This is a genomic window from Streptomyces dysideae (assembly GCF_001514305.1).
Classification (GTDB): domain Bacteria; phylum Actinomycetota; class Actinomycetes; order Streptomycetales; family Streptomycetaceae; genus Streptomyces; species Streptomyces dysideae.
Genome location: NZ_KQ949138.1, coordinates 11,040 through 25,736, shown reverse-complemented (window position 1 = coordinate 25,736; position 14,697 = coordinate 11,040). Strand labels below are relative to the sequence as shown.

Here is a 14,697-nt window from a genome sequence, read left to right as displayed (position 1 = left end):
AGGGCTGGTGCCTGGTGGACCAGGAACTGGAACAGGGTCTGGTATCGATCGGCGTACCCATCCGGAACGAAGCACGACGGGTGGTGGCAGGAATCAACCTCTCCACCCACGTCAGCAGGCGAACGCCGGACTCGATACGCCACGATCTGCTGCCGCCGCTCCTGGCCACCGCCGCCGACATCGAGGCCGAGCTGAAGGTCCCCGGCTAGCTAGCTAGTGGCGAACACCGTCTCGTCGAGCACCCCGGTCACCTCGCGGCGCTCGTCGTCACCGGCCCAGTCCTCGCCCGCGTACAGGCGACGGTCGATCAGCGCGTGCCCGTCCGTGGTCACGTAGGACAGGTGCACCGCGACCTGGCACAGGCCGATCCCGCCCAGGGCTTGTCCATAAATAACTGTCAGAGTTGATCTGTAGGGGTGTTCGCCACGGACGTTAGACGAGTTTGCAGTTGCTGGAGCGTGCGCGCAGGTGAGCCAGGTATCGGTGTGACGGCAATGCGATGCAGGTCGAGAATTCGGTGGCCGTCCTGGAACTGATTGGACAGGTTGGTGCGTGTGACGCTCAGCATCTGGGCCATCAGGGTGCTGGTTGCGGCCTTGCGGCGGCGCAGGAGTGCGGCAAGCAGTCGGTGGAAGTGGTCCAGGCTGCTGGTCTGCGGATGGAGGTAGCCCCGGGGGCGGTGGAAGCGACGCTGGAAGGCTGCCTCGGCCAGGGCGTCCCAGTACGGTTCCGAGACCGCCACGAGGTGTGCGAACTCCGAGCGAGCCATGCCGGTCAGCGTCGGATCGGTAAGCATCAAGGTCAGGGCGGGATCGATCGGCCGACGAGTCGCCGGTTCTTCGGAAGGGTTTGGGGGATGCGGGGCCAGGGTGTAGTTCCAGTTGCCGTGGAACGCAATCGGGTGTGATCGGCAGGGCACGGAACTCGGCGGTCGTGACGGTGGTGCCGAGGGCGTAGTCGCCAGTGTCCAGCTCGGCGCCGATCCTCAGCCCGGTCGCAGTGGTCGTTGCGGCGATCGTCTCGAGCACGACTTGGTAGCTGGTCAGCGGCCGACCGCGCCAATTGGCGGTGATATGGCAGAACATCCGGTGGTGAAGTCGGCCCAGAGCGCGGTCTCGTCTTTCGATCGAGCCGTTTCTCTGGGCCGCTTCCCGCACCCGGCGTGCCACTCTCGCGGCACCGGGCGCTCCACAAGTCCCGTCCGGCTGTTGATGATTGTCTTCATCCGGCGGTTGGCCAGGGAGAAGGGATGGCTGTCCCTCGGTATCGGTAGCGCGTGGTGCGTACCTTTCCGGGATCGAACAGCGTCCGTTCCTCCCCTGTCGGCCACCAACCCCCGCCGCAGTAGCGGCGGCGGAGGTCCTTCCTGTTGATCCGGTGGTGCTTGCGGCGCAGCCATTTCATGACCTGGGCCCACGTGTACGAGCTCAGGTACTGGAAGGTTGCGCTGGACACCCCGGGGCGGAAGTACATGCACCAGCCGAGCAGCGTCCGGTTGATCTGGATGAGCAGTTCGTCCAGCGGCAGGCCGGTGGCAGTTCCGCGGCGGATCGCCTTGACCTTGTCCATCGCGGCCTTGAGGGCCTTGCGCGCGGCGGGCTCGGTGCAAGGCCGAGCCCGCCGCCACGTGGAGAACCCGGATGGTGGCGGCCTCGTCCTGGTCGACGACGAGACGCGGAAGGTGTCAAGCCTGGTGAGTCGGTCGGTTTCAGGGTTTGTCGAGTGAGCCGGGGTCGCCGGCGTCCGAGATGATCACTGGGCGGCGTGGTCGTCCGGCTGGTTGATCCACACGTTGGTGGGGACGATCGGCGGGGTGGGTGGCTTGTTGACGAACCGTTCGGGGTTGCGCTGGTAGACGGCGGTCAGGACGTCGGCGCGGACGGCGACCATCCGGACGACGGTCTAGCGGCTGTAGATGTCGATGATCGAGTACAGGTGGCAGAAAGACCCGTTTGCCCGGTCCGCGCAGCCGCGTTACGTCCCAGGACCGGATCTCGTCCGGGCGGGTGGCCGGCAGTTCCGGTTCGGCGTGCGCCGGGTGGACGGCGTGGCGGCGACGCTCACGGACCTCGTCGTGCTCGCGCAGGATGCGGTACATGGTGGACACGCCGGCCACGTACACGCCTTGGTCGAACAGCTGGTGGTAAACCGATGCCGGGCCCGTGTCGGCGAAGTCGCCGGTGTTGAGCGGCGACCGCACGGTGGCCCGCTCTTGGGCCGACAGGGCGCGTGGCTGCGGTCGTGCGGCGGACGCGGCTTGGCCAATGGCAGCGGGCACTGGCGGTGACGGCGGTAGTGGCCGACCTGGGCCCGGCCGGTGGCCCGGTACGCACCCCCGGGCAGGGGCGTGAGCTCCGCCACGGCCGTCTCGATCGCGGCGTCGATCATCGTCCCGACGCCGACCCGGCGGTGATCACCGGCTACAAGGCCGCCCGGAACCGGCCCCTGACCCGCGGCCAGAAGCTGTCGAACACCGCACTGGCAGCGGTCCGGGCACCGGTGGAGCACGGCTTCGCCCACCTCAAGAACTGGCGCGTGCTCGGCAAGGTCCGCACCGACCCGACGTGGGCGACCGCCCTGGTCAGGTCCCTGCTCGTCCTCACAAACCGCGAACTTTCCCGATGACCGACGATCTTCACCGAAGTCATCCACCCACGACCAGCACGAGCATCCCGAACCCCACACACACCAGAACCGTGACCAGCAACTTCACGATGCACAGTGCTCAGTGATCGGGCGCTCCCGCGTGTCTTCCGGGAGCAGGGAGTGTGCCTGGCCTGTCACTCGGTGGGGCTCGGAGTCTCCGGTGTCGGGAGGAGGCGTCGCAGCAGGGACTCCTCCAGTTCGATCAGGACGTCTTCGCTGCCGGCGACGGGGCTCGGCAGGGTGCGCCACAGGACGAGCTGGCCGTGCAGGGCGGTCCACAGGTGGATACCCAAGTCCTGCGCCTCCGCCCGACGGCCGGGGGCTGCTTCGGTGAGGTAGGCGTCAGCCGTATCGGTCCACGCCTGGAGCACGGTGCCGATGGGGTGGTCGGCGGAGGGCCGACGCTCGGGCTCGTATTCCAGGCTGAACATCAACTGGTAGCGGCGGGGCTTGTCGATGGCGAACCTGCGGTAGGCCGTGACGGTGGCCCGCACGCGCGCCCACGGGTCCGCGCCTGCGGCGGCGGCCGACTCGCCGGCCTTGCTCATCGCGACGGCCAGTGTGCGGTAGGCGGCATCGAGGACGGTGGAGACCAGGTCGCCCTTGTCCTTGAAGTGCCGGTAGACGCTGGGCGCGGAAATGCCGACCTCGCGGGCGACCCCGCGCAGGGACAGCGCGTCCTCGCGGCCCGTCTCCTCCAGGATGCGGGTCGCCGCGTCGAGGATCTCCTGCCGCAGCCGCTCGCCCTCGCCCCGCACATTGGGCATCCGCTTGACCTGCGACTTCATGGCCCCCTCCTCGCTGCCGGCAGCAGCCTACCGACCCTCGGTGCACTCCGCCTCCGACAGTCGGCGCCTCGTCAGGTCCGATGCCGGCTTCCGATTCATCGATTAACGCTGTTAGTCTAACAATGCTTCGACTAACAGCGTTAACCGATGCTGGAAAGGCACAGTCATGGCCTCGTCTCCGAACGTCCCCGCGTTCACGCTCACCCGCCCGCAGGACGCTCCCCTGGACCCCCCTCCGCTGTATGAGCGGCTGCGTGAGGAACAGCCCGTCACGCGTGTCTCCCTGTGGGAGGGGCGCCTCACTCCGTGGCTGGTGACCCGCTGGGAGGACGCCCGGGCGGTGCTGGGGAGCCCGGCGTTCAGCACCGACCCGACGCACCCCGGCGCACCCAACTTCAAGGAAGATGAGCAGCCGGCCCCGCGCGGCTTCTTCCAGAACTTCGACGACCCTATCCACGCGGCGATGCGGCGCACCCTGACCCGCGAGTTCATGATCAAGCGCATCGACACGCTGCGCCCGGCCATCGCCCGCCTGACCGACGAACTCCTCACCGACCTGACCAAGCTGAGCGGCCCCGCCGACTTCGTGGAGCACTTCGCGCTGCCGCTTCCCTCCCTGGTCATCTGCGAACTGCTCGGCGTCCCCTACGAGGAACACCCGTTCTTCCAGGAGCAGTCGAAGACCCTCGTAGACCTGAATGCCACGGGAGAGGAGGCCGCCCGGGCGTTCGCCAACCTCGGCGAGTATCTGCTGCGCCTCGTGCAGACCAAGCGCGCCACCCCCGGCGACGACGTGGTCACCCGGCTCGCCGCACAGGTGGACGAGGGCGTCATCACCGACCAGGACGCCGCCGACCTGAGCGCCTTCCTGCTGTTCGCCGGGCATGAGACGACGGCGAACATGATCGCGCTGAGCACCATCACCCTCCTCAACCACCCCGACCAGATCCCGCACATCCTCGGCGGACCGGACCAGGTCGCGAGCGCGGTGGAGGAACTCCTGCGCTACCTGTCCATCGTGCACGGCGGACTGCGCCGCACCGCCATCGACGACGTCACCATCGGCGGCGTGACCATCCACGCGGGCGAGGGCGTGATCATTCCCGTCCACGTCGCCAACCGCGACCCGGAGTTCTTCACGAACCCCGACGACCTGGACCTGGAGCGTGCCAACGTCCGCCAGCACCTGGCCTTCGGCTACGGCATCCACCAGTGCCTGGGCCAGCCGCTGGCCCGCGCCGAACTCCAGATCGCCCTGCCCGAAGTCTTCCGCCGGCTTCCCGACCTGAAGATCGCCGTACCGATGGAGGAGATCGCCTTCAAGCAGGCCACCGCCGTCTACGGCGTCCGCGAACTGCCCGTCACCTGGTGACCGCAACCACCCGATCCCCCCACCGAGAGCAGGGAAGAAACGTCATGCATGTAGAAGTCGACGTCCCCAAGTGCGTCGCGTCGGGCCAGTGCGTACTGCTCGCCCCCGACGTCTTCGACCAGCGCGAGGAGGACGGCATGGTCGTCCTCCTCGACGACAACCCGCCGGCCGAACTCCACGACGCCGTCCGCGAATCCGCCACCGTCTGCCCGGCGGCCGCCATCCGCCTGGAGGAGTCGTGACCGCGACCACGACCAGCCGCGTGGTCATCGTCGGCGCCTCCGCGGCCGGCCTCGCCGCCGCCGAAACCCTCCGCCGCGAGGGCCACACCGGCCCCCTCACCCTCATCGGCGACGAACCCGACGCCCCCTACGACCGCCCGCCCCTGTCGAAGGAGACTCTCTCCGGCGCCTGGAGTCCCGACCGACTGCCCCTGCGCACCCAGGCCGACCTCGACGCCCTTGACCTGGACACCCGCTACGGCCGCGAGGCCATCGGCACGAGTGTCGCCGAGGGCACCGTGCTGCTGGCCGACGGTACGGAGGTGCCGTACGACGGACTGATCGTGGCCACCGGAGTGCGCCCCCGGCGCCTGCCCGGCACGCCGGCCCACGTCCTGCGCACCCTGGACGACGCCCTCGCCCTGAAGGACCGCCTCGGCCCCGGCCGCACACTGGCCGTGGTCGGCGCCGGATTCCTCGGCGCCGAGGCCGCGTCGGTGGCGGCCGGCCTGGGCACCCACGTGACCCTCCTGGAACCCGCGCCCGTCCCGCTGGCCCACGCGGTCGGCGAGGACGTCGGCCGGATGCTCGCCCAGGCCCACTTCGACCACGGCGTGGACCTGCGCACCGGGACCGGGGTCAGCGAGGTCGTCCCCGGCGGCGTACGCCTCGACGACGGCAGCGTGGTCGAGGCCGACACGGTGTTGGTGGCCGTCGGTTCCCGGCCCAACACCGAGTGGCTGACCGGCAGCGGCCTCACCCTCGACGACGGGCTGGTCTGCGACGAGTTCTCCGCCGCCGCGCCCGGGGTGTACGGCGCGGGCGACGTGGCCCGCTGGCACAACCGGCTCTTCCGCACCTCGATGCGCATCGAGCACCGCACCAACGCCGCCGAACAGGGCATGGCCGCCGCCCGCAACCTCCTCGGCGCCCAGCGGCCCTTCGCGCCCGTCCCCTACTTCTGGTCCGACCAGTACGACCTGAAGATCCGCGCCTACGGCTACCTGCGCGGCCACGACGAGATGCGGATCGCCGAAGGCAGCCTGGAAGAACGCAAGTTCACCGCCGTCTACCGCACCGGCGACCGTCTCACCGGCGTCCTGGCAGCCGGCATGCCGCCCAAGACCACCCGCCCCTGGCAGCAGGCCATCGCCGCCAGCACCCCCTGGCGCCAGGCGACATCCCTCCTGGAAGGAGCGGCAGCATGACTGACACCACCGACTTCGAGGGACGGGGCGTCGTCGTCACCGGCGCCGGGTCCGGCATCGGACGCGCCACCGCGCTGCGGTTCGCGAGCCTGGGGGCCCAAGTTCTTGTCGCGGACATCAATCCCGTCGGCGCCGAGGCCGTCGCCAAGGAGATCGAGGCGAACGGCGGCACCGCCCGCACGGTCGTCGGCGACCTCAGCGACCAGGGCACGGTCGACGAGGTCATCACCACCGCCGTCGAGTCCTTCGGCGACCTCGGCGTGCTCGTCAACAACGCCGGAATCATGGACACCATGACCGCCACCGCCGACGTGAGCGACGCGGAATGGGAGCGAGTCATACGGATCAACCTCACCGCTCCGTTCCTGCTCACCCGCGCCGCCCTGCCCCACATGCTGGCCCGCGGCAACGGCGCCATCGTCAACACGGCCTCGGAGGCGGCTCTGCGCGGCAGCGCCGCCGGCACCGCGTACACCGTCTCCAAGCACGGGATCATCGATCTGACGAAGTCGACCGCGGTCATGTACCGGGACCGCGGCATCCGCGTCAACGCCATCGCCCCCGGCGGCACCCGGACCCACATCACCGACACCGTCACCTTCGACGGCGACGGCGCCTCGATCGTAGGCCGCTACCAAGAGAACGTGGGCCGCGTAGCGGCGGCGGAGGAAGTCGCCGCGGCCATCGTGTTCCTCGCCTCGGACGCGGCGAGCAACATCAGCGGCGCCGTGCTCCCCGTCGACAACGGCTGGTCGGCCGTCTGACCCAGCCACCCATGCGGTGCCCGGCCCGCGCATCGGGGGCCGGCCACCGCATGCCCATGCCCATGCCCTGTGAGGTCGCTTCCCGAGGGACGAGCGGATCCTCGTGCGGGCGCGGATGCGGCGTAGGGCGGGGTGTACGTCCCGCTGCGGGAACGGCCCGGCCGGGTGCGGCCCTCGCGAGTTCGACGGTTGTCGATGTCCTCCCGACGGAGCGCCGGCATGCAGGAGTTGCGCAGTGCAGCGGCTGGAGGCGCTCGGCCTCGGCATAGGGGCCGACGCCTGCCGGGCCGAGGGCGGGTTCAGTTCGGGTCAGTGCTGAGGTCGAGGGCCGGGGTGATCATCGTGAAAGCCTCGTCGACCAGCTCGTCCATCGGCTTGGTGCCGTCGCTGTCCACCCAGCGGCGCAGCGCGGCCTGGTACGCGGTGAGGGCGACGCCGGCGGCGAGGGCGGGGCGCAGGCCGGCGTCGGGATCGAGTCCCGTGCGCCGGGCGAGGATGCCGGCCATCTCGGCCTGCCACTGCGACTGCCGCTCCAGGAACCGGGCCAGTAGGGCCGGCGTGTCCAGGATCAGCCTGCTCACGTGCAGCGTCCTGTCCGGATCGGCGTCGCACACGGAGGTGAACACGGACAGTGCGTGACGCAGCGCCGGCGCGGGTGGCTCATCGTCGGGCCGGGCGCTCAGTTCCGCGCACATCTGCGCACCGGCTCCCGCGAGCAGGTGCACCACCACGTCTTCCTTGGACTGGAAATAGCGGGAGAACGTGCGACGTGACATCCCCACGGCGGCCACTATCTGGTCGACCGTCGTCTCCTCGAATCCCTGATCAGCCAGCAACGTCACCGCGGCCAAGGCCAGTTCGTTGCGTACGAGCTGACGCTTGCGCTCCGCGATGTTGGCCCTTGGGGCTGCGTTCAAATCCACCACGACCCCGATGTTACCTTGCGCCGAGTTGGTCCTGCCGGGACCGGCTTGACCCAGTGTGCCATGCATGGCAGTCTGCTGCGAAATGCGGCAGTGGGCAATTGGGCCACAGCGGTGGGCAAGGCTCCGCGTTTCCTCCTTCCCCGAAAGGTCCTCTCCCGTGAACGTCTTCCTCTGGATCGTGCAGCCGTGCTCGCCGCCATGTTCGCCATGGGCGGTGTCACGAAGTCCACCCGGCCCAGGGACAAGCTGACCGAACAGCTGCCCTGGGTGGCCGACTTCTCCCAGGGCACCGTCCGCTTCATCGGCATCGTGGAGTTCGCCGCCGCCCTCGGGCTGATCCTGCCCGCGGCCACCGGCATAGCCCCCGTGCTTACCCCGCTGGCCGCGACCGGCCTGGTCGTGGTGATGGTGCTGGCCGCGATCGCCCACGCCCGACGCAAGGAACCCGGCGCCATCGCCTTCAACACCGTCCTGCTGATCCTGGCCGCGCTGGTGGCCTGGGGCCGCTTCGGCCCGTACAGCTTCTGACCCCTACCGCCAGGAACCGGGCGGACGCGGTGATCAGACCGCCCGGCCCGGAAGCGGCCCGTGACCGGCACCCCGGCCACCGATCTTTTCCCTCAAGGGGATCCTCATGACCAACCTGCTCATCCTCGGCGGCAGTGGCCGCCTCGGGATTCATGTCCTGGAACGGGCCGCCGCACGCGGTCACCGCGTCCGCGCACTGGTGCGCAACCCCGAAGCCGTCCAGGCCCCGGCCGGCGTCGAGCTGATCCAGGGCACGCCCTCAAACATCGACGACATCCGCAAGCAGCCCAGGGCAGCGAGGCGGTGATCAGCGCACTCAACAACTCCCGCGCCTCCGAAACCCCTGGGCCAAACCCGTCAGCCCGCCCATGTTCATGACCCACGTCACCCGCGACGCCCTCACCGTGATGGGCGAGCAGAACATCCGCCGGATCGTCGTGACCTCTACGCAGAGCGCCGCAGACGACTGGCCCGGATCAACCCGGTGTTCAGGGCCCTGATCAACGTGTCCAAGCTCAAGGCCGCCTACGACGACCACCACGGCGCCGACCGGGTCGTCCGCGCCTCCGACACCGACCGGACCCTCGCCAGGCCAGTCGCTCTCTCCAACAAGCCGGCCGGCGCTCCGCTGCGGGCCGCCGAGGCAGGCACCGACAAGCGGGGCACGCGGATCAGCCGCGCCGACGTCGCCGAATTGCTCCTGGACACCGTCGAGCAGGGCACATGGATCCGCAAGGCACCGCTCGTCTGGAACACACGAAACTGACACGTCCCACGCTCTGCACCCCAGGGGGTGATCCACCGGGACATCGAGCCCGCCAACGTGATGCTGACGGCCGACCGCACCCTGAAGCCCGGCGACTTCGGGATCGCCCGCTTCGCCGCCGCCGCCTCCTCGCGGGCGGCTCGCCAGCTGACCTGCCCAGTCCAGGATGAGATCAACGGGCCCGGGTCTGTGCCGCTTGCCCAGCTGACGGCAGCCGCATGGGATTCCGCGCGCTGAGACGGCCAAAATGAGCACGGAGCATCGTGAAAGCTGCACGTGCGGGCGACTTCCCTGTTCGTCAGCACCAGCAGGGCCCGCAGCAGCGGGAAAGACACCCGTCAGAAGGCCCGCCACGCGCATCACCACCACACGGCAACGCCGCCGTACTGCAATCGGCGGCGGGTGTGTCAATTTAACGGCCCTGTCTCACATTCGGTGGTGACAGAGAGTCGTGAGGGTCGTTGGCATCCTCGTGAAGGATGTCAACGAGCTTGTGCAGACGGTGTTTTCGGGCCTGGCCCCGCTGGTCATTGAGGATGTGGCCGACGAGGGCGAGCGGATCGTGGTGCGGGCACGGACTCCGCAGGACACCGCCGACTGTCCGGTGTGCGGGGCGTCGTCGGGACGCGTGCACGGCTATCACTGGCGGACGGCCGCCGACGTACCGGTCGACGACCGTCGGGTGGTGGTCCGTGTGCGGGTGCGGCGTCTGGTGTGCCCCACCCGTGGCTGCCGGCAAACCTTCCGCGAACAGGTGCCCGAGGTCCTGGAGCGATACCAGCGACGCACGGCCCGTCTGACCAGGCAAGTCAAGGCCGTGGTCAAAGAGTTAGCGGGACGGGCGGGGGCACGTCTGCTGGTGATGCTCGCGGTGGGCTTGTCGCGTCACACGGCCCTGCGTACCCTGCTGCGGATCCCGTTGCCCACGGGGCGGATGCCCCGTGTGATCGGCGTCGATGACTTCGCCCTGCGCCGGCGGCACCGCTATGCCACCGTAATCATCGATGCCGAGACCCATGAGCGGATCGACGTGCTGCCCGACCGCACGGCCGACACGCTGGAGGCATGGCTGCGCGAGCATCCGGGCATTGAGGCCGTGTGCCGTGACGGCTCGGCGACCTACGCTGAGGCCATCCGCCGCGCCCTGCCCGACGCAGTCCAGATCGGTGATCGCTGGCATTTATGGAAGAACCTGTGTGAAGCCGCCCTGAGTGAGGTGAAGGCGCACAGCAGTTGCTGGGCCGCGGTCCTGGACGCGCCAATCTACGACGGGCCCCGCGCCCAGACCACCCTCGAACGCTGGCACCAGGTCCATGGCCTGCTCGACCAGGGCGTTGGCCTGCTCGAATGCGCCCGCCGCCTGCAGCTGGCCCTGAACACCGTCAAACGCTACGCGCGTGCCGAGAAGCCCGAGCGGATGCTCCGCGTTCCCAAGTACCGCGCCAGCCTGGTCGATCCCTACCGCGAGCACCTGCGCAAACGCCGGGCAGAGGACCCCGGCGTCCCGGTCCTGCACCTCTTCGAAGAGATCAAAATTCTCGGCTTCACGGGCTGCCTGAACCTCTTGCACAAGTACATCAACCAGGGCCGCGCGGACGCCGACCGCAGCCATATCTCCCCGCGCCGGCTCGCCCGGATGCTGCTGACCAGGCCCGGCAACCTCAAGGCCGAGCAACACGAGCTCCTGGCCAAGCTCACCGGCGCCTGCCCCGAGATGACCCAACTGGCCGTCGGCATCCGAGACTTCGCCCCGCTACTTGCGCCTCACGCCGACAATGCCGACGCGCTCACGCGCTGGATCGCCCAGATCCGAGCATCCGACCTGCCTCATCTGCACGCCTTCACCCAGGGCCTGGACCGGGACATCGACGCCGTGATCGCCGGACTCACGCTTCCGTACAGCAACGGCCCCACCGAAGGCGTCAACACCAAGACCAAACGGATCGCGCGCCAGATGCACGGACGAGCAGGCTTCACCCTGCTCCGCCACCGCATCCTCCTCGGATAACAGCACTCTCCGTCACCACCGAATGTGAGACAGGGCCGTTGATTAGACACTCCCACAGGGGGAACCTCATTGTGGTAGCGGCAGGAGTCGCACAGAGGTTGGCCGTCGTGGGTGCGGCCAATCGCCGGACGTGTCCGTCCGCAGCGGTGGCATGGCTCCGCGTCCAAGGCCCTGCGGCAGTCGTAGCAGCAGCGGAGCCCGTCACGAACGTTGGAGAGAGGGACGCTTCGGCCGCACTGCGGGCACGGCGGGGTCACCAGGTTCTCGGCGCCGCGCTGTCGGAGGGCGCGGGGCCGTGCGCGCCTTGGCCGGTCAACAGGTCGGGAATGTCCTCCAGGGCCCACAGAAGTTGCCGCTGTCTGGCACTTACCGGTTCTGCGGACGGTTGGCTTGTGTTGCCGCGCTTCCGCAAAGTATCAGAAGAGAGCGGCCCCTTGAGTTCCTGCATACGGCGAGGTATTCGCTTGCTGAGCGTCCAGATTGAGAGGCAGGGCGCTCAGCCGTCCAACGGCGCCCCTCTCTGTGCGGGCCTCGGTGGTGTGGCTCAGTACCAGACGGAGAACGTGGCGTCGGCCCGGCCGCCGGCGGTGGAGATCGGGTCGATGCGCAGCACGTAGTCGTAGTGCCGGATGTAGCGGTCGGGGTAGTTGTACGAGCGGAACGACGACCAGGACGGGTCGGCGAGCCCGGCGGTCTTGTGGAAGGTGGCGTCCTTGGCGAACGTCGTGGTGCCGTCGTTGGCGTCCAGTCGCAGCTGGTAGTAGGAGTGCCGCAGGTAGCGGGTCGGCTGGTTGACGGACTGGAAGGAGACGCCGGAGGATTCGGCCAGCCCCGGCACCAGCTTCCATTGCGAGTCGGTGTACGGGTCGAACGGGTACGGGTCGATGCGGCCGATGTAGTCGGCGTGCCGCCAGTATCTGTCCGGGAAGTTGTAGGACTTCAGCCGGTTCCAGGCGGGCCTGCCCCACTTGGCGACCATGTTGTCGTACACCGTCTGGGGGATCGGCTTGATGTCGGCGTGCTTGGAGTTCAGCGGCTGGGTGTAGATGCGCCGGTCGGTGGCGGTCCAGGTGCCGGTGGAGAGGTCGCTGGTCTGCCAGGCGTAGAACAGCGCGTTGGCGTCGCCCCACAGGTACCAGGTGCCGGAAGCCTGGGCGAGGATCGGGCCCTCGATGCCTCCTTGCGGTGCCAAGCCCGAGGTGAAGACGGTGAAACTGCCCGGGTCGAGGGAGGTGGACCTCGCACCCACGAGGGCGTTGTTCCGCTTGAAGTACAGGTAGTTGACGCCGTTCACACCCAAGGCCAGGGAGCCGTCGATGATGTCGTAGCCCGGGTCGAAGAAGACCTGCGGTGCCGTCACCGTCTTGAAATCCGTGGTGTAGTTCACCATGATCACGTTGTGTCCGCTGCTGTTGACGGACGAGTAGATGATGGCGTACTGGCCGCGGGAGGCGTCCCAGAAGGCTTCGGGCGCCCAGGTGTGGGTGGCCATCGAGTGCAGCTTCAGCAGGCGGTAGTTGTCGAAGGAGCGCAGGTCGGCGGAGTCCCAGACGTGGATGTACTGGCTCTGCAGATTCCAGTTGGTTCCCTTCAGGTCAGTCGCCATGACGACGAAGGTGCCGTCCTGCTTGGGCAGGATGAAGGGGTCGCGCAGGCCACCCGTGCCCCCGGTCGGGGTCACGACGGCGTTGTTCTGGTTCAGCGGCATCCACTGCAGCGCGTCGGTGCTGACCGCGAGGTGCAGGCCGTAGTCCGTGCCAAGGCCTCTCGGTGACTGGGTGAAGTAGCCCATGACAAACGGGGAGCCGGTCGCGGCGGCCGCGGACTGGCTGCCGATGGTCAGCGCGCCGGTCATGGACAGCGGCACGGCCGTGGCCATGCCGAGGAACAGCCGGCGCGACGGGAGGGGAGTTGCGCTTGCGCTCATCTGATGTCTCCAGGGGGTGTACAGGGGTGGGGAAGTGGCGCATCGAAAGTCCAGTCTTCTTCCTGCAAGGGCCCCTCAAGGGTTCCTAGCCGGTGACGCGCTGAAAGGTCCATCGCTGGTTGGTGCTGCCGACGTCGCGGTACTGGATCAGCGCGGCACCGTCTGCAGTACTGCCTCCCTTTACGTCGAGTACCTTGCCGCTGTTGCGGTTGGCCAGGGCGAACTCGCCACCGGTCTGCGGGCGCAGCTGCCACTGCTGGCTTGTCCGGCCGTCGGCGATCGCCTGCACCACCGGCGCTCCGTCCGCCGTCGAGGACCCCGCCACGTCGAGCACCTTGCCGCTGCCGACGCAGGTGATGGTGTGGTAGCCGTCCCCGGTGGACTGGAAGGCCCAGTGCTGGTTCGACTTGCCGTTGTCGGGCCACTGGATCACCGCGGCGCCGTCCGCGTTCGACGCACGGTAGACGTCGGCGACCTTGCCGCTGCGCACGCTGACGCACTTGTAGGCCCTGGTGGGCGCGATGGTGTACTGCACCGAGTCGACGTCGACGTGGCCGGTGCCGTTCGGGTTGTAGGTGAAGAGGCCGACCCGGTCACCTCGGTAACCGCCCCAGGTGAGCTGGTAGGTGCCGCCGAACGAGGTGAACCCGTTCCCGTCGAGGCTGTAGGAGAACCGGCTGACGCCGTTGACGTCCCAGGAGGTGCGCAGCCACACGGCGTTCTGGGTGATCTCCGGGCCGTAGGTCAGGGTGCCGCCGACGTTGTGCGCGATCGTGGTGGTGGTCCCGGAGCGCCGGACACCCAGCCCGGCGTAGGTTGCCGCGTAGTGGCACAGCCCGGCATGCTGGCCGTCGGCGAGGCCGGCCAGTTCGAGGCGGACGGTCACCGTCGCGCCGCCCGCGGTGCGCAGCACGCGTTGGGTGAGGGTGTTGCCGGCCTTGGTCAGGTTGTCGGCCACCAGCGGTGCGAACGCCTTCAACCGCAGGTAGCCGGGGCGTTCGGTCAACGACCACCGGTCCGCGCGCGGCTGGTAGTGCCACTCCCACTGAGGCTTGAGGCGGGTGTCGGTGAACAAGTCGCCGGTCACCACGGAGGGCAGCGCGTCGACCGGCAGACCGGGCGTGCCGCCGGCGGGCACCTGGCCCGTCCACACCATGTTGCCGATGCCGTCCGCGCCCACCTCACCCAGGACCGGCCAGCCGTCCACCCAGGTCACTGGCAGCAGGGACAGCACGCGTCCCTCCCAGCGGCCGGTGCCGTGGTGGGTCACAAAGTGCCATGAGCCGTTGGGAGCCTGTACCAGCCCGCCCTGGTTGGGCTCGCGGTCCACCGAGGGGTTGACGTGCTGCAGCTGCCGGGTCTCGAACGGGCCGTAGAGGCTGGAGCCGCGGTTCATCATGAGCACCCGGCCTTCGGACTTCACCTCGCTGAAGAGGTGGTAGTAGGTACCGTCGATCTTGTACAGCTTGTTGGCCTCGCTGCCCTGTGACTGGTGGATGACCGTGGACGGGCCGACCAGCGACTTGCCGTCCGCGGACAGCTT

Annotated in this window: 17 protein-coding genes and 2 pseudogenes; 11 read left to right on the top strand and 8 right to left on the bottom strand. The window is 68.8% G+C overall.

Features of this window, described 5'->3' with window-relative positions:
* The coding region (locus AQJ91_RS46645) for an IclR family transcriptional regulator domain-containing protein (protein ID WP_324618065.1) at positions 1–209 on the top strand (209 nt) is incomplete at its 5' end.
* A 6-nt stretch (positions 210–215) separates the two neighbouring features.
* Here the strand turns inward: AQJ91_RS46645 and AQJ91_RS54990 are convergent.
* From AQJ91_RS54990 to AQJ91_RS54985, 4 genes and pseudogenes are all read right to left on the bottom strand, one after another.
* Positions 216–389: pseudogene (locus tag AQJ91_RS54990) on the bottom strand (transposase); the annotation flags it as partial.
* Positions 390–1,100: pseudogene (locus tag AQJ91_RS53160) on the bottom strand (ISAzo13-like element transposase-related protein); the annotation flags it as partial.
* Positions 1,101–1,221: 121 nt separating this feature from the next.
* A complete protein-coding gene (locus tag AQJ91_RS46635; RefSeq protein WP_067035910.1) occupies positions 1,222–1,569 on the bottom strand; it encodes a group II intron maturase-specific domain-containing protein in 348 nt (115 codons plus the stop codon).
* Positions 1,570–1,752: 183 nt separating this feature from the next.
* The gene (locus AQJ91_RS54985) at positions 1,753–1,890 is read right to left on the bottom strand and encodes a hypothetical protein (protein WP_199848211.1); all 138 of its coding nucleotides are present in this window, start codon (positions 1,888–1,890) and stop codon (positions 1,753–1,755) included.
* 339 nt (positions 1,891–2,229) lie between these two features.
* Between AQJ91_RS54985 and AQJ91_RS58635 the strand changes: the two genes are divergently transcribed.
* The gene (locus AQJ91_RS58635; protein ID WP_234383453.1) at positions 2,230–2,625 is read left to right on the top strand and encodes a transposase family protein; all 396 of its coding nucleotides are present in this window, start codon (positions 2,230–2,232) and stop codon (positions 2,623–2,625) included.
* Between the two features lie 155 nt (positions 2,626–2,780).
* On the opposite strand, the gene AQJ91_RS46625 is transcribed toward AQJ91_RS58635, so the two are convergent.
* Positions 2,781–3,434: a TetR/AcrR family transcriptional regulator gene (locus AQJ91_RS46625; protein ID WP_067035906.1), complete on the bottom strand. Its 654-nt coding sequence runs from the start codon at positions 3,432–3,434 to the stop codon at positions 2,781–2,783.
* 166 nt (positions 3,435–3,600) lie between these two features.
* Between AQJ91_RS46625 and AQJ91_RS46620 the strand changes: the two genes are divergently transcribed.
* From AQJ91_RS46620 to AQJ91_RS46605, 4 genes are read left to right on the top strand one after another with little or no spacing between them, the layout of a single operon-like run.
* Positions 3,601–4,806 carry a cytochrome P450 gene (locus tag AQJ91_RS46620; RefSeq protein ID WP_067035903.1) on the top strand — a complete coding sequence of 402 codons (1,206 nt, stop codon included), beginning with the start codon at positions 3,601–3,603 and terminating at the stop codon, positions 4,804–4,806.
* 44 nt (positions 4,807–4,850) lie between these two features.
* Positions 4,851–5,048, top strand: coding sequence for a ferredoxin (locus AQJ91_RS46615; RefSeq protein ID WP_067035899.1), 198 nt, complete (start codon positions 4,851–4,853; stop codon positions 5,046–5,048).
* Positions 5,045–6,235 carry an NAD(P)/FAD-dependent oxidoreductase gene (locus tag AQJ91_RS46610; RefSeq protein ID WP_067035897.1) on the top strand — a complete coding sequence of 397 codons (1,191 nt, stop codon included), beginning with the start codon at positions 5,045–5,047 and terminating at the stop codon, positions 6,233–6,235. The genes AQJ91_RS46615 and AQJ91_RS46610 overlap by 4 nt, the downstream gene beginning before the upstream one ends.
* Positions 6,232–6,999, top strand: coding sequence for an SDR family NAD(P)-dependent oxidoreductase (locus AQJ91_RS46605; RefSeq protein WP_067035895.1), 768 nt, complete (start codon positions 6,232–6,234; stop codon positions 6,997–6,999). Before AQJ91_RS46610 ends, AQJ91_RS46605 begins: the two co-directional genes overlap by 4 nt.
* Before the next feature lie 299 nt (positions 7,000–7,298).
* On the opposite strand, the gene AQJ91_RS46600 is transcribed toward AQJ91_RS46605, so the two are convergent.
* On the bottom strand, positions 7,299–7,925 hold the full coding sequence (locus AQJ91_RS46600; RefSeq protein WP_067035892.1) for an acyl-CoA-like ligand-binding transcription factor: 627 nt from the start codon (positions 7,923–7,925) through the stop codon (positions 7,299–7,301).
* A gap of 186 nt (positions 7,926–8,111) precedes the next feature.
* Between AQJ91_RS46600 and AQJ91_RS46595 the strand changes: the two genes are divergently transcribed.
* The 5 genes from AQJ91_RS46595 to AQJ91_RS46580 all read left to right on the top strand — a co-directional run bounded on the left by AQJ91_RS46595 (position 8,112) and on the right by AQJ91_RS46580 (position 11,227).
* Positions 8,112–8,453, top strand: coding sequence for a DoxX family protein (locus AQJ91_RS46595; RefSeq protein ID WP_324618064.1), 342 nt, complete (start codon positions 8,112–8,114; stop codon positions 8,451–8,453).
* A gap of 106 nt (positions 8,454–8,559) precedes the next feature.
* A complete protein-coding gene (locus tag AQJ91_RS57060; protein WP_234383452.1) occupies positions 8,560–8,760 on the top strand; it encodes an NAD(P)H-binding protein in 201 nt (66 codons plus the stop codon).
* Positions 8,761–8,937: 177 nt separating this feature from the next.
* Positions 8,938–9,219, top strand: a complete 282-nt coding sequence (locus tag AQJ91_RS57055; protein WP_234383451.1) for an NAD(P)H-binding protein — start codon at positions 8,938–8,940, stop codon at positions 9,217–9,219.
* A gap of 27 nt (positions 9,220–9,246) precedes the next feature.
* Positions 9,247–9,456: a protein kinase gene (locus AQJ91_RS57655; RefSeq protein WP_067035889.1), complete on the top strand. Its 210-nt coding sequence runs from the start codon at positions 9,247–9,249 to the stop codon at positions 9,454–9,456.
* Positions 9,457–9,691: 235 nt separating this feature from the next.
* Positions 9,692–11,227, top strand: a complete 1,536-nt coding sequence (locus AQJ91_RS46580; RefSeq protein WP_456113467.1) for an ISL3 family transposase — start codon at positions 9,692–9,694, stop codon at positions 11,225–11,227.
* 544 nt (positions 11,228–11,771) lie between these two features.
* On the opposite strand, the gene AQJ91_RS46575 is transcribed toward AQJ91_RS46580, so the two are convergent.
* Complete coding sequence (locus AQJ91_RS46575) at positions 11,772–13,154, bottom strand: glycoside hydrolase family 43 protein (protein WP_067035886.1); 1,383 nt, start codon at positions 13,152–13,154, stop codon at positions 11,772–11,774.
* An 85-nt stretch (positions 13,155–13,239) separates the two neighbouring features.
* On the bottom strand, positions 13,240–14,697 hold a 1,458-nt coding region (locus tag AQJ91_RS46570; RefSeq protein ID WP_067035883.1), incomplete at its 5' end, for an RICIN domain-containing protein.

Bases quoted from the DNA above. Each gene is read 5' to 3' on its own strand.
- AQJ91_RS46605 (WP_067035895.1), top strand. From the start codon at position 6,232: ATGACTGACACCACCGACTTCGAGGGACGGGGCGTCGTCGTCACCGGC.
- AQJ91_RS46635 (WP_067035910.1), bottom strand. From the start codon at position 1,569: ATGGACAAGGTCAAGGCGATCCGCCGCGGAACTGCCACCGGCCTGCCG.
- AQJ91_RS46575 (WP_067035886.1), bottom strand. From the start codon at position 13,154: ATGAGCGCAAGCGCAACTCCCCTCCCGTCGCGCCGGCTGTTCCTCGGC.
- AQJ91_RS46620 (WP_067035903.1), top strand. From the start codon at position 3,601: ATGGCCTCGTCTCCGAACGTCCCCGCGTTCACGCTCACCCGCCCGCAG.
- AQJ91_RS46615 (WP_067035899.1), top strand. From the start codon at position 4,851: ATGCATGTAGAAGTCGACGTCCCCAAGTGCGTCGCGTCGGGCCAGTGC.
- AQJ91_RS54985 (WP_199848211.1), bottom strand. From the start codon at position 1,890: ATGGTCGCCGTCCGCGCCGACGTCCTGACCGCCGTCTACCAGCGCAAC.
- AQJ91_RS57060 (WP_234383452.1), top strand. From the start codon at position 8,560: ATGACCAACCTGCTCATCCTCGGCGGCAGTGGCCGCCTCGGGATTCAT.
- AQJ91_RS46625 (WP_067035906.1), bottom strand. From the start codon at position 3,434: ATGAAGTCGCAGGTCAAGCGGATGCCCAATGTGCGGGGCGAGGGCGAG.